Raw genomic sequence first — 13367 nt, forward strand, 5'->3', positions numbered from 1 at the left:
AGGTTGCCGAAGCCGTGCCACTTGGCGGTGCGGGCCTCGCCCTTGATGATCCAGTCGTCGACCCGCCCGATGCCCTCCTCGGCCAGCTTGTCCGGGCCCCAGACCTTGAACCACCAGTCCTTGCCGTATTCCTGGTCGACCTTGCGCATGGCCCGGCGGAAGTCCAGCGCCTCCATGATGCTTTCCTCCACCAGGGCGGTGCCGCCGGGCGGCTCCATCATGGCGGCCGCCACGTCGCAGCTGGCGATGATCGAGTACTGCGGGCTGGTCGAGGTGTGCATCAGGAACGCCTCGTTGAACAGGTGGCGGTCCAGCTTGTTGTTCTTGGCGTCCTGCACCAGCACGTGGCTGGCCTGGCTGATGCCGGCCAGCAGCTTGTGGATGGACTGGGTGGCGTAGACCAGCGACTTCTCGGGCCGCGCCCGCTTCTTGCCCATGGCGTGGAAGGCGCCGTAGAACGGGTGGAAGCAGGCGTGCGGCAGCCAGGCCTCGTCGAAGTGCAGCGCGTCGACGTAGCCGTCGAGCATGCCCTTGATGGTTTCGGTGTTGTACAGGACGCCGTCGTAGGTCGATTGCGTCAGCGTCATGATCCGCGGCTTGACCTGGTCCGGATCGACCCCGGCCAGCAGCGGGTTGGCGCGGATCTTGGCCTTGATGGCCTCCGGCGTGAACTCGCTCTGCGGGATCGGGCCGATGATGCCGAAGTGGTTGCGGGTGGGCCGCAGGAACACGGGAATCGCCCCGGTCATGATGATCGAGTGCAGGATCGACTTGTGGCAGTTGCGGTCGACCACGACGATGTCGCCGGGACCCACGGTCGAATGCCAGACCATCTTGTTCGAGGTCGAGGTGCCGTTGGTGACGAAGTAGCAGTGGTCGGCGTTGAAGATGCGTGCGGCGTTGCGCTCGCTGGCTGCAACAGGACCGGTGTGGTCGAGGAGTTGCCCGAGCTCGTCGACGGCGTTGCACACGTCGGCGCGCAGCATGTTCTCGCCGAAGAACTGGTGGAACATCTGGCCCACGGGGCTCTTGAGGAACGCCACGCCGCCGGAGTGCCCCGGGCAGTGCCAGGAGTAGCTGCCGTCGTTCGCGTAGTGCACGAGAGCGCGGAAGAACGGCGGAGCGAGGCTGTCGAGGTAGGTGCGCGCCTCGCGCAGGATGTAGCGCGCGACGAACTCCGGCGTGTCCTCGTACATGTGGATGAAGCCGTGCAGCTCGCGCAGCACGTCGTTCGGCAGGTGCTGCGAGGTGCGCGTCTCGCCGTACAGGTAGATCGGAATCTCCAGGTTCTTGCGGCGGATCTCGCGGATGAACTGGCGCAGGTTCACCACCGCCGGCGCGAGCTCGGGCCCTTCGGTGACGAACTCGTTGTCGTCGATCGACAGGATGAAGGCGCTCGCGCGGCTTTGCTGCTGCGCGAACTGGCTCAGGTCGCCATAGCTGGTGACGCCGAGGATCTCCATACCCTCCTTCTGGATCGCATCGGCGAGCGCGCGGATGCCCAGGCCCGAGGTGTTCTCGGAGCGGAAGTCCTCGTCGATGATGACGATCGGGAAACGAAAACGCAGCATCGCGGGGCCCTTCGCCGGCTCGGCTCCGTGCATGCACCGCAGCGCCGGATGCCGAAAAAATGAGCGTGCAGTTTAGGGTGCGCGTCCGTCGCAACGATGAAGTGACGGCCCTGCCCGCCACTTAAGATCCCCCGGCGTTCGACGGCCGCCGAGGCCGCACTCGAGGAGGATGCGACGATGAGCTGGAGCCCCGCGGTACTGTGGTGGATCGCAGCCGGCGTGCTGGTCGCCGTCGAGCTCGCCACCGGCAGCTTCTACCTGCTGATGCTCGCGCTCGGCGCCGCGGCCGCCGCGCTGGGAGCGCATGCCGGGCTCGGCGGGTCCGCGCAGCTGGTCGCCGCGGCGCTGGTCGGCGGCGGTGCGGTCGTCGCCTGGCACCGGCTGCACCGCGATCGCGGCGACAGGGTGTCGACCGCCGCGAACCGCGATCTCAACCTCGACATCGGCGAGCGCGTGCACGTCGTCGAATGGCGGCCCGACGGCAGCACGACCGTCGAGCACCGCGGCTCGCGCTGGGCCGCCCGCTATGCCGGCGCCGACGCGCCTGCGCCGGGCGAGCACGTCATCCAGGCCATCGAAGGCAGCCGGCTTCTGCTGGCCTGTTGACGCTTCCCCACTCCGTCCGAGGCTTCATGGAAATCATCGCGCTGGTTCTTCTGGTCGTCGCCGTGGTCTTCGTCGCGCAAGCGATCAAGATCGTGCCGCAGCAGCACGCCTGGGTCGTCGAAAGGCTCGGCAAGTACGACCGCACGCTGACGCCCGGCCTGAGCTTCGTCACGCCCTTCGTCGAGCGCGTCGCCTACAAGCACGTGCTCAAGGAAGTGCCGCTCGACGTGCCGAGCCAGATCTGCATCACCAAGGACAACACCCAGCTCACCGTCGACGGCATCCTGTACTTCCAGGTCACGGACCCGATGCGCGCGAGCTACGGCTCGTCGAACTACATCATTGCGATCACGCAGCTCGCGCAGACCACGCTGCGCAGCGTGATCGGCAAGATGGAGCTCGACAAGACCTTCGAGGAACGCCAGTCGATCAACGCCGAGGTCGTGCGCGAGATCGACGCGGCCGCGCTCAACTGGGGCGTGAAGGTGCTGCGCTACGAGATCAAGGACCTGACGCCGCCGGCGGCGATCCTGCATTCGATGCAGCAGCAGAGCACCGCCGAGCGCGAGAAGCGCGCGTTGATCGCCGCCAGCGAAGGCCGCCGCCAGGAGCAGATCAACATCGCCACCGGCGAACGCGAGGCCTTCATCGCGCGTTCCGAAGGCGAGAAGCAGGCCGAGATCAACAAGGCGCTCGGCGAAGCCGCCGCCATCTCGGCGGTGGCCGAAGCGACCGCCGGCGCGATCCGTCAGATCGCCGCCGCGATCCGCGAGCCCGGCGGCGAGCAGGCGGTGCAGCTGAAGGTGGCCGAGCGCGCGGTCGACGCCTTCGGCCAGCTCGCGCAGAAGAACAACACGCTGATCGTGCCGGGCAACATGAGCGAGGTCTCTGCGCTGATCGGCACCGCGATGACGCTGATGAAGCGCAGCGGCGCGCCCGGCGGAGCCTGAGGCGCGCGCTCAACGCGCGCCGGTCGCGATCTCCACGAAGCTGCGTTCGTGCCAGCGCACCCGCAGCGGCCGGCCGCCGGCGTCTTCGGCGAGCGTCTCGGAGTTCACGTCCTTGCCGCTGCCGTGGTTGATCTGGCGGTCGGGCCGCTTGTTGATGCCCACCACCAGCACCAGCCGGCTGCCGGCCGCAAGCTTGCGGGCGGTGACGCGCTCGGCGGTGAAGGCGACGGTCTGCCGTTCGCCGGCACGCAGCAGCCGTCGGTAGGTGCGATGGCCGGCGTAGCTGGCACGCAAATCGTAGGGCTCGAACAGCAGCAGGAAGTCGCCACCGGCGGTCTGCTCGTAGAGCGATACGTTCAGGTCGAGGTCCTGTCGTGAGGGCGTGATGTCGAGGCTTGCGCGCAGGCGGCCGTCGATCTCGGTGTCGGCCGCGAGCGGCTCGCCGACGAAGGCGATCGCGTTGCGGCGGTTGAGCTGCTTCGAGCGCAGCGCGTCGGGCCCTGGCGTCTGCGCGTCGCGCCGGTCGGCCAGGTCCACCGAAAGTCGCGCCCTGCCCGGGCCGGCCGGCACGGACGGCGACAGCCGGTGCGGCCCGTCGCGGCGGCTCGCGTCAAGGTAAAGCCGCAGCAGCGGGCGCGCCGGCGCCTCGAGCGCCGGCTGGTGGCGCCAGCGGTCCGCGCCCATCACCTGCAGGTTGACGCGGTCCTGCAGCAGCGCCGGTTTGCGCGCGCCCTTCAGCACGTGGTCGAGCCACTGGTAGCGCAGGCCGGGCAGGTCGACACGCGCGCTCGCGTCGAGCGTGTAGCCGCGCAGCGCCGGCGCGGTGCCCAGGCGGATCGACTCAGCATCCCAGGGGCCGACCAGCAGCGTCGTGTCGGCCTGCGGCCGGTGGCGGCGGTGTTCCTCGTGGAAGTAGAGCGCGCCGGCCTCGGCACCGTAGTAGCCGGCGATGCCGAGCACCGGGATGTCGATCTGCGCGAACTGCTTCGGCGACGGCAGGAACTTGCGCCAGTAGCGGTCGTGGCTCGGATGGGTGAGCCAGGTGCGGACCAGCCTGCTGCGCTTGCCGAGCAGCGCGCGGTCGATGTCCCAGTAGGCGCTGCCGCGGCGGTACCAGCGCGCGTTCAGCGCCGGCCAGGGCTTGTCGGCCTGGGCGCCGTCGTCGGCGCTCTCGCCGCTCGCGTGCTTCTCTGCCCAGCGGACCATCTCGTTGCGGAAGATCTGCCCGCCGACCGGGAAGTCGATGCCCGGGGCCATCGGCGCGATCGTCGCGATCGCCTTCAGCGCCGCCGGCCTGCGGCGCGCCGCGGCCCAGGCGGCGTAGCCCGAGTAGCCGTCGCCAAGCATCGCGACCCGGCCGTCGCTCCACGGCTGGCGTGCGATCCAGTCGATCACCGCGGCGGCGTCCTCGCCGTCGTGCACGAAGGGCCAGGCGGCGCCGCGGCCGTCGGCCGTGCGGCCGCGCACGTAGGCGGTGACGCCGACGTAGCCCTTGGTCGCGCTGCGCCGCGCGTCGTCCTCGGCCGGGTCGAGCGTGAAGCGCAGCAGCGTGGGCAGCGCGATCGCCGCGTCGGTCGCGCGACCCGGGCGCACCACGCTCGCATGGATGACCGCGCCGCGCACGGGGATCGTCACCTCGGTCTGTGCGAGGTAGCGACGCGCGTTCTCCGCCGCCACCAGCGGCGGCAGCAGCGCCGCGTAGCTGCGGCGCGATTCGTACGCGAGCCAGTCGCGCACCAGCGCCACCGCGTCGGCCTGCGGCAGGCTGCCGCGGCCGCGCCAGCGCTCGAAGGCCTGCCGCACCGGCTCGCGGAACTGGGCGGGCGGCGCTTCGAGCCGCGCGATCACGGCGGTGGCCTGCGCGTTGTCGAGCGGCGGGATCAGCTCCTGGAAGGCACGCGCGAAGGCGGCGGCGAAGCCGAGCCGCTCGTTCCCTTCGAGCGTGCGGGCACGCGCGTACAGGCCGTCGAGCACCGCGCGCTCGACGACCGCGTCGAAGGGCTTGCCCTGATGCCGGCTGCGCAGCGACTTGCTGCTGTCGAAGGCCGCGGCATGGGCGCCGCTGACGAGCTGCAGCGCGGTCAGGCTGGCGAGGTAGGCGTCGGGGTCGGCGTCCTGGTAGACCGGCACGATCCGCTGCGCGAGGTCGCGCATCACGCCCGCGGCGGCGACGTCGTCCGGGTCGCGCGGCGGCTGGAAGCCGAAGTCGAGCGCGCGCACCCACGCCGGCAAGGCGAGCAGCCCCAGCAGCAAGCCGCGACGCAGGCGCCCGCTCATCGCGGCGGCTCCCCGGCATCCGGCGCCTTCACCAGATGCACCACCTGCGTGAACAGTCGGCCGTGCGCCTCGCCGGCCGAGCCGATGTGCACGATGCCCGTCGACGCGAGCGGACCTTCGAGCACCTCCATCAGGCGCTCGAGGGTGTCGTCGTCGAAGGCGCCGAAGGCCTCGTCCATCACGAGCCACGGCGGGCTCTGCAGCACGACCCGCGCGAAGCCGAACAGCAGCTGCTCGTCGATGCTGAGCTCGCGCTCCCAGTGGCCGGTCCTCTCGAGCAGCGGCGCGAGGCGCTGCAGGCCGACGCTCGCGAGCGCCGCGAGCATCGCCTCCTTGGTGTGGCCGGCCGGCTCGATCGCGTAGCACAGCGCTTCGGCCAGCGTGCCGCGCGGCAGGTAAGGCGTGCCGCGCGGCATGAAATGGATCGTCTCGCCCGCCGGCCGGCGCACCGTGCCCGAGCCCCAGGGCCACAGGCCGGCGACCGCGCGGAACAGCAGCGTCTTTTCGGTGCCGGGCGTGCCGAGGATCAGCAGCCGCTCGCCGGCGCGCAGCTTCACGCCGGCGACGTCGAGCCGGTCGTGGCCGCTCCAGGCGCGCACTTCGAGCGCTTCGATCGCGAACGTGCCCGGCTCGGCCTCGGCATAGACGATGCGGCTGCCCTGCTGGCCCGCTTCGAGGTCCGAGGCCAGCACCTGCCGCAGGCCGGCCACGCGCAACAGGGTCGCGCGCCAATCGGCGATCAGGCTGAAGTTGTCGACGAACCAGCGCAGCGACGACTGCGCCTGCGTGAATGCGGCGGCCGCCATCATCAAGCCGCCGAACGACACCTTGCCCGAGAAGTACAGCGGCGCGGCCACGAGCGTCGGCGCGATCAGCGTCACCCAGCCGAAGCCGGCGGTGACCCAGGTCAGGTTGGTCAGGCCCAGCACCACGCGACCGGTCGCGTCCAGCACCTCGCCGAGGTGCGAGGCGACGCGGCGCTTCTCGTCGCCTTCGCCGCCGGCCAGCGAGATGCCGTCGAGGTGCTCGTTGATGCGCGTCAGGGAGAAGCGCAGCTCGCCTTCGCGCTGGTAGCGCTCGGCGTTGCGCGCGATCAGGCTGCGGCCGACCCAGTAGCTGATCAGCGAGCCGAGCACCGCGTAGACGATCGCGGCCCACAGCATGAAGCCGGGGATCGCGCGGTCCTGGCCGTCGATGAAGATGGTGAAGTCCTTCGAGATCACCCACAGCACGCCGGCGAAGCTCGCGAACAGCAGCGCCGCCTGCAGCAGGCCGATGCCGAGATCGGCCGAGAGGTCGCACAGCTTCAAGGTGTCGTCGTGCATCCGCTGGTCGGGATGCGCGCCCATCGGGCCGCTGCCGGCGAGCCAGAAGGCGCGGCGCGGCTGCAGCCACAGGCCGACGAGGTCGGTGACCAGCGCTTCGCGCAGGCGCAGCTTGAGGGTCTCGCCGAGCCAGCGCTGCGCGACGTTGAGCACCAGCAGCACGCCGGCGATCACCGCGAACACGCCGATCTGGAACACGAAGTCGCGCAGGTCGCGGCGCGAGATCGCGTCGTAGAACGGCTGGTTCCAGCTGTTCAGCCGGATCTGCGCATAGGCCGTCAAGGCGATCACGGCGAAGATGCCGCCGGCCAGCAAGGCCAGCTTCTTTGCCACCGCCGACGCACGCACCGCGCGCAGCAGTTCGCGCACCTGATGAACGACGCCGGTCTTCACGACCGGCGCGTTGCGGTGCGGCGCGGCTGCGGTCATCGGCGGCGTGGCACGGCTGCCGCGCGGCGCGCGTGCACGCAGGAGACGAAGGCGGCGTAGCTCCAGGCCAGGTGCTTGGCGGAGGTCTGCGCGCCGGTGGTCTGGTCGAACTGCTCCGACAGGTCGCCGCCGGCCGGCGTGTAGGCGCGAACGGTTTCGAGGTAGGCGTCGCCGCGGTCGAACCAGCCGTGCGATGCACTGCCGCCGAGCGCCGCGGCGCGGAAGCAGAACTCGGCTGCGCCGAGCGTCGAGAAGTAATAGGCCCCGCCGGAGAAATAGACGTCGCCGGCGTAGCGGCCCATCGCCGGACCGCGGCCCGCCGGGCGGCCGTGGTTGATCGGGTAGGCCGCGTCGAACAGCGCTTCGAGCCGGGCGAGCGTGGCTTGCATGCACGGGTCGGCCACGCCGTGTTCTGGCGCGCTGCCGTGCGTGTGGATGGCCGAGAGGATCACCGCGATGTCGAGTGCCTTCGCGCTCGGCGGCTCGCCCACCAGGCCACGCGATCGGTAGTGGGCCGCCTCGCCCTCCTCGGTGCGGAAGCCGTCGAGCATCGCGAACACGCGCTGCGATGCATCGCGGCAAGGCCGTGCTTGCGCCGCATCGCCGCGGCCTTCGAGCCACGCGGCGCCTTCGGCCAGCGCCGCCGCCGCGACGCGCAGCGTGTAGTAGTGGTGGCCGCTTTCTTCTTCCCAGATGTCGAACGACGGCTCGCGCCACCGGCGCAGCGTGAAGCCGAGGTCGAAGCGGATCAGCGTGGCGACTTCATCGAGCAGCGCCGCGTCGAGCCGCACGCTGTTCGCCCAGCGCAGCATCGCGAGCGCGCGCAGCGGCGCGCCGTCGTGCTGCGGGCGCGCCCAGCGCGAGACGTCGAGCGTGCCGTCGGGGTTGACGCGCGTCTCGGCGGCGACTGCGTCGCCATGGGCGCGGGCGAGGTCGTCGTCGTCGCGCAGGTATTGCAGGAAGTCGGGCGCGACGCGGGCGCGGCGGTCACGCACCGCCGCGTCGACGCGGCCGTCGAGCCCGTTCAGCGCGAGGCTGAAACGGGTGAAGTCGCGCAGGTGCCGTAGCGCTTCGTCCCCGACGCGGCCTTCGAGGTGCAGCAGCCGCAGCGCATCGACCACCACCGCCGAGTCGCGGAACCAGTGGAAGAAGTAGTCGGGGTCGGGCTTCCAGTCGGCCAGCACCGGCGAGGCGACGATCGCGCCGGCGATCGGCCGCACCGTCTGCCCGAAGCCGGGCCGCTGCTTGACGATCGCCACCGGCGAGATGCTTCTCAGCATCTGCCGCGCCGAGTGCTCGAGCTGGCGTTCGAGCCAGGCCTCGAAGCCGGCACGTTCGCGCACGTCCGTCACGACGCCGAAGCCGCAAGGTGCGGGCTGCGAAAGCCCAGCACGTTCAAGCCCGCTTGCACCTCGGGCGCGCTCATGAACAGCCTCCACAGCAGGCCGCTGCGGTGGTTTTCCATCATCACGACGATCGGGCCCTGATCGATCGCGAGGAAGGTCGGCGCATACCAGCCGCGCCCCTCGCAGAAGGCATCGACGAAGCCGTACTCCTTCCACAGCTGCGTGCCGTGTGCGGTGAGCAGGTGCCGCAGCACCTGCATCACCTCGGCCGGCGCGTAGGGCAGGCTCGCCAGCGCGGCGGTCGGGGAGATGGTGCCGTTGTCGGTGTCGGGCGCGTGGGCGAGATAGCCGTCGGGGTCGTCGCTCGCGGTCAGGCCCCAGCAGGCTTCGCCGTAGCCCTTGTGCCCCGCCGCGTTGGCGATGCAGTGCGCGCGGTTGATCTGCACGTGGCGGCGGTTGAGCTCCCAGTAGTCGGCATGCCGGTCCTGCAGTCCGCGCGGATCGATCCCGAGAAACGAGTAGTGCGTGAAGAACAGCGGGCCGCCGTAGGGCATGCCCAGCGGCAGCTCGATGCCGTGGTAGCTGCGGCCGTTCGAGAAGCCGCTGCCGGCCGCGAAGCCGCGGTGATAGACCTCCGGCGCGATCGCATGACGCGGCGCGGCGACCGCGAGCAGGTAGGTGATCAGGCACTCGTTCCAGCCGCGGATCTCGTGGTTCATCGCCCAGCCGTGCGTGGGGCTCCAGTGCCAGTAGAGAACCTCGCGGCCGCCTTGCGTGAACCAGTCCCACTCGACGCCGGCCGACAAGGCGTCGATGTCCGCGCGCAGCTTGCGCGCGACGGGCGTGTCCTCGGCGAAGTACTGGCGCGCGCACAGCAGGCCCATCACGAGGAAGGAGGTCTCGACGAGATCGGCCGCGTCGTCCTTCGCGCTCATCGGGATCGTCGCGCCGGTCGCGCCGTCGATGAAGTGCGGAAAGGCGCCGTGGTAGGTGACGGCGCGCTGCAGCGCATCGAGCATGCGGCGCAACCGCTGCAGCGCCGCCTCGCGGGTGACCCAGCCGCGTTCGGCAGCGACGATCAGCGCCATCACGCCGAAGCCCGAGCCGCCGATCGCGACCTTGTCGCCGTCGGTGTCGCCATCGAGCGTGCGCCGGTCGAGCGCGAGGCCGCTGGCGGCGTCGGCGCCGTCCCAGAAATAGCGGAAGGTCTGGCGCTGCACGGCGTCGACCAAGGCCTCGTCAGGCAATGCCGCCAGCACGCTCGGATCGCGATCGTCCTTCAACACGAGTGGTCTCCTTCGACTCGGCCCCATGCCGCCGATGGTGCCGCGCAGCATGCCATCATGAAATTCACTTGAGTCCACCACGGAGTCTTTCGATGAGCCGCATCGACACCCTCATCGCTCAGATGACGCTGGCCGAGAAGCTCGGCCAGCTGACGATGACCGCCTCCGGCTATGCCGTCACCGGCCCGGTGATCGCCGGCGACTCGACGCAGTCGATCATCGACGGCAGCCTCGGTAACCTGCTCAACATGGTCGGCCCCGGGCCGTCGCACGAGATGCAGCGCCTGGCCGTCGAGCAGTCGCGGCTCGGCATCCCGCTGCTGATCGGCCTGGACATCATCCACGGCCATCGCACGCTGTTCCCGATCCCGCTGGCCGAGGCCGGCCTGTTCGACGACGCGCTGTGGGAGCGCACCGCGCGCGAGGCCGCCCGCGAAGGCGCGGCCGACGGCCTCGCGATGACCTTCGCGCCGATGCTCGACGTCTCGCGCGACCCGCGCTGGGGCCGCACCGCCGAAGGCCCGGGCGAAGACCCGTGGCTCAACACAAGGATCGCGCGCGCCAAGGTGCGTGGCTTCCAGGGCGGCGATCTGTCGTCCGCCGAATCGCTGGCGGCCTGCGCCAAGCACTTTGTCGCCTACAGCCCAGTGAATGCGGGCCGCGACTACGCCGAGGTCGACATTTCCGAGCGCACGCTGCGCGAGGTGCACCTGCCCGGCTTCGCGGCATCGATCGAGGCCGGCGTCGCGACGCTGATGCCTTCGTTCACCGACTTGAACGGCGTGCCGATGACCGCGCACGTGCCGCTGCTGCGCGACTGGCTGCGAGGCGAGATGGGTTTCGACGGCGTGATCGTCAGCGACTACCACGCGATCGCCGAGCTGATGAACCACGGCGTCGCCGCGAACCTCGTCGATGCCGCGGTGCTCGCGCTGAAGGCCGGCGTCGACGTCGACATGATGTCCGACGCCTACCGCAAGGGCCTGCCCGTCGCGCTGGAGCAAGGCCGCGTGACGATGGCCGAGATCGATGCCTGCGTGCGCCGCGTGTTGCGCCTGAAGGAGCGACTGGGCCTGTTCGACGACCCGTACCGACGCGGCGCGACGCCGGAGCCGGCGAGCGTCGTGGCCGAGCGGCACGCGCTCGCGCGGGAGATCGCGGGCAAGTCGATCGTGCTTCTGAAGAACGAGCATGACGCGCTGCCGCTGCCACCCACCGCGAAGAAGCTGTGCGTCATCGGCCCGCTGGCCGACGCGCACACCGAGATGAAGGGCCCGTGGTGGGGGGCCGGCGAGCACGAGCCGGCGGTCAGCGTGCTCGCGGGTCTGCGTGCCGCGCTGCCGCGGGCGGAAATCCGCCACGCGGACGGCGTCGCGATCGACGGCGACGACGCGAGCGGCATCGAGGCCGCCGTCGCGCTGTGCGACGGCGCCGATGCGGTCGTGCTTTGCCTCGGCGAGCGCGCGACGATGAGCGGCGAGGCCGCGAGTCGCGCCACGCCTGCGCTGCCCGGCCGGCAACAGGCGCTCGCCGACGCGGCGACGACCCGCGCACGCGCGCTCGGCATCCCGGTCGTCGCGGTGCTGTTCTCGGGCCGGCCGCTGGTGGTGCCGCGCCTCGCCGAGCAGGCCGATGCGCTGCTGGCCGCGTGGTTCCTCGGCTGCGAAGCGGGCCATGCCGTCGCCGACGTGCTGACGGGCCGCATCTCGCCGAGCGGGCGCACGCCGATGAGCTGGCCGCGCGCGGTCGGCCAGGTGCCGATCTTCTTCGGCCAGCGCCCGAGCGGCCGGCCGATGAACCCGGCCGACTACTTCACCAGCAAGTACCACGACGTCGAGAACACACCGCTGTACCCCTTCGGCCATGGGCTGGGCTACGGGCGCTTCGCCTACGACGAGTTGCAGGTCGAGCCGCAGCGGCTGGGCGAGTCCGACACGCTCGAGGTCCGCGTCGCGCTGCGCAACGTCGGCGCGCGCGCGGCCGAAGAAACCGTCTTCCTCTTCGTGCGCGACAAGGTCGCGCAGGTCACGCGGCCGCTCCTCGAGTTGAAGGGCTACGCGAAGCTGAGCCTGCAGCCGGGCGAGGCCGGCACGGTGACGCTGGAGCTGCCGGCGACCGAGCTGCGCTACCTGGGACCTGACCTGCAGCCGCTGTACGAAGCGGGCGAGGTCGAGATCCTCGTCGGTGCAAGTGCCGAGCTCGGCGGGCTGCTGCGGCAGACGATCGAACTGATCTGGGACGTCGGAGACGCGAGAGGAGTGGCGGAGAGAGCGGGATTCGAACCCGCGGAGGGCTGTTAACCCTCACACGCTTTCCAGGCGTGCGACTTAAACCGCTCATCCATCTCTCCGCGGCGCGCTAGTGTAGTGGCGGCCTTTCGGCTTCGCGGCGCGCGGGCGACGCCGTACCGGCATGAAAAAGGGCGCCTTGCAGGCGCCCTTTGAGGCAGACGGCGCTTCAGCGAAGAAACGCCGTTCGCCGGCGGCTCAGCGCACCACTGCGATCTGGTCGCGCTTGCCGCCCTTGTAGGTGTAGAGCGTCAGCGCGCCGTTCTTCACGTCGCCCTTCGCGTCGAAGCCGATGGTGCCGGTCACGCCCTTGTAGCCGTCGGTCTTGGCAAGCACCGGCAGGTACTTGGCCGGGTCGGCAGAGCCGGCCTTGACCATCGCCGCGACCATCACGCCGACCGCGTCGTAGACGTAGGGTGCATAGACCTGCACGTCGGTGTTGAACTTCTTCTTGTAGTCGGCGTAGAACTTGTCCATGCCGGTCTTCTGCGCACCTTCGACGCCACCGGCTTCGGCGCAGACCACCTGGCCGTCGGCCATCGCGCCGCCGGCCAGCGACGGCAGGCCGGCCGAGCAAATGCCGTCACCGCCCATGAACTTGGCCTCGATGCCGAGCTGCTTCATCTGGCGAATCATCGGGCCGGCCACCGCGTCCATGCCGCCGAAGAAGACGACGTCGGGCTTCTTGGCCTTGATCGCGGTCAGGATGGCGGTGAAGTCGGTGGACTTGTCGGTGGTGAACTGGCTTTCGGCGATGGAACCGCCCGAAGCCTTCACGGCCTTGGCGAACTCTTCGGCGACGCCCTGGCCATAGGCCGTGCGGTCGTCGATGACGGCGATCGACTTGCCTTTCAGTTCCTTGACCGCATAGCGGCCCAGCGTGCCGCCCAGATGCACGTCGTCGGCCACCACGCGAAAGGTGGTCTTGTAGCCGTTGCGGGTGTACTTGGGGTTGGTCGCCGACGGCGAGATCTGCGGGATGCCCGCGTCGCTGTAGATCTTCGACGCGGGAATCGAGGTGCCCGAGTTCAGGTGGCCGACCACGCCGTTGACGTTCTGGTCCACCAGCTTCTGCGCGACCGCGGTGCCCTGCTTGGGATCGCCCGCGTCGTCCTCAGGCACGAGTTCGAGCTTGACCTTCTTGCCGCCGATCGTCACGCCCTTGGCATTGAGTTCGTCGATCGCCATGCGAGCGCCGTTCTCGTTGTCCTTGCCCAGGTGGGCGATCTGCCCGCTGGTGGGGCCGACATGACCGATCCTGACGACGTCCTGCGCCATCGCGGTGCCGC

The 13367-nt window shown here is 70.3% G+C and carries 9 protein-coding genes and 1 tRNA gene; 3 read left to right on the forward strand and 7 right to left on the reverse strand.

The genetic code is table 11. The features are described 5' to 3' along the window. A partial coding sequence (locus VFR90_RS07215) for an Orn/Lys/Arg decarboxylase N-terminal domain-containing protein (protein ID WP_326405432.1) occupies positions 1-1568 on the reverse strand: 1568 nt, incomplete at its 3' end. A gap of 180 nt (positions 1569-1748) precedes the next feature. Between VFR90_RS07215 and VFR90_RS07220 the strand changes: the two genes are divergently transcribed. Both VFR90_RS07220 and VFR90_RS07225 read left to right on the forward strand, forming a co-directional pair. Next, entirely contained in the window at positions 1749-2177 is a 429-nt protein-coding gene (locus tag VFR90_RS07220; protein ID WP_326405433.1) for an NfeD family protein, read from the forward strand. Positions 2178-2203: 26 nt separating this feature from the next. After that, entirely contained in the window at positions 2204-3127 is a 924-nt protein-coding gene (locus VFR90_RS07225; RefSeq protein ID WP_326405434.1) for an SPFH domain-containing protein, read from the forward strand. A 9-nt stretch (positions 3128-3136) separates the two neighbouring features. Here the strand turns inward: VFR90_RS07225 and VFR90_RS07230 are convergent, their stop codons facing one another. From VFR90_RS07230 to VFR90_RS07245, 4 genes are read right to left on the reverse strand one after another with little or no spacing between them, the layout of a single operon-like run. Further along, positions 3137-5404 carry a CocE/NonD family hydrolase gene (locus tag VFR90_RS07230; protein WP_326405435.1) on the reverse strand — a complete coding sequence of 756 codons (2268 nt, stop codon included), beginning with the start codon at positions 5402-5404 and terminating at the stop codon, positions 3137-3139. Next, a complete protein-coding gene (locus tag VFR90_RS07235; protein ID WP_326405436.1) occupies positions 5401-7158 on the reverse strand; it encodes an ABC transporter ATP-binding protein/permease in 1758 nt (585 codons plus the stop codon). Before VFR90_RS07235 ends, VFR90_RS07230 begins: the two co-directional genes overlap by 4 nt. Further along, on the reverse strand, positions 7155-8510 hold the full coding sequence (locus VFR90_RS07240; protein WP_326405437.1) for a glycoside hydrolase family 15 protein: 1356 nt from the start codon (positions 8508-8510) through the stop codon (positions 7155-7157). Before VFR90_RS07240 ends, VFR90_RS07235 begins: the two co-directional genes overlap by 4 nt. Further along, positions 8507-9790, reverse strand: a complete 1284-nt coding sequence (locus VFR90_RS07245) for a glucoamylase family protein (RefSeq protein WP_326405438.1) — start codon at positions 9788-9790, stop codon at positions 8507-8509. The genes VFR90_RS07240 and VFR90_RS07245 overlap by 4 nt, the downstream gene beginning before the upstream one ends. 92 nt (positions 9791-9882) lie before the next feature. Here VFR90_RS07245 and VFR90_RS07250 point away from each other — a divergent pair, with 92 nt between their 5' ends. After that, positions 9883-12090, forward strand: coding sequence for a glycoside hydrolase family 3 N-terminal domain-containing protein (locus tag VFR90_RS07250; protein WP_326405439.1), 2208 nt, complete (start codon positions 9883-9885; stop codon positions 12088-12090). On the opposite strand, the gene VFR90_RS07255 is transcribed toward VFR90_RS07250, so the two are convergent. Further along, positions 12050-12140, reverse strand: a tRNA-Ser gene (locus VFR90_RS07255). The genes VFR90_RS07250 and VFR90_RS07255 overlap by 41 nt on opposite strands. Positions 12141-12276: 136 nt before the next feature. Further along, the gene (locus tag VFR90_RS07260) at positions 12277-13356 is read right to left on the reverse strand and encodes a branched-chain amino acid ABC transporter substrate-binding protein (RefSeq protein WP_326405440.1); all 1080 of its coding nucleotides are present in this window, start codon (positions 13354-13356) and stop codon (positions 12277-12279) included. Positions 13357-13367 lie beyond the last annotated feature (11 nt).

Origin of the sequence: Methylibium sp., assembly GCF_035762065.1 — a bacterium.
Lineage (GTDB): Bacteria > Pseudomonadota > Gammaproteobacteria > Burkholderiales > Burkholderiaceae_C > Methylibium.

Coding starts and splice junctions, on each gene's coding strand:
- VFR90_RS07220 (WP_326405433.1), top strand. CDS start 1,749: ATGAGCTGGAGCCCCGCGGTACTGTGGTGGATCGCAGCCGGCGTGCTG.
- VFR90_RS07225 (WP_326405434.1), top strand. CDS start 2,204: ATGGAAATCATCGCGCTGGTTCTTCTGGTCGTCGCCGTGGTCTTCGTC.
- VFR90_RS07230 (WP_326405435.1), bottom strand. CDS start 5,404: ATGAGCGGGCGCCTGCGTCGCGGCTTGCTGCTGGGGCTGCTCGCCTTG.
- VFR90_RS07235 (WP_326405436.1), bottom strand. CDS start 7,158: ATGACCGCAGCCGCGCCGCACCGCAACGCGCCGGTCGTGAAGACCGGC.
- VFR90_RS07250 (WP_326405439.1), top strand. CDS start 9,883: ATGAGCCGCATCGACACCCTCATCGCTCAGATGACGCTGGCCGAGAAG.
- VFR90_RS07260 (WP_326405440.1), bottom strand. CDS start 13,356: ATGGCGCAGGACGTCGTCAGGATCGGTCATGTCGGCCCCACCAGCGGG.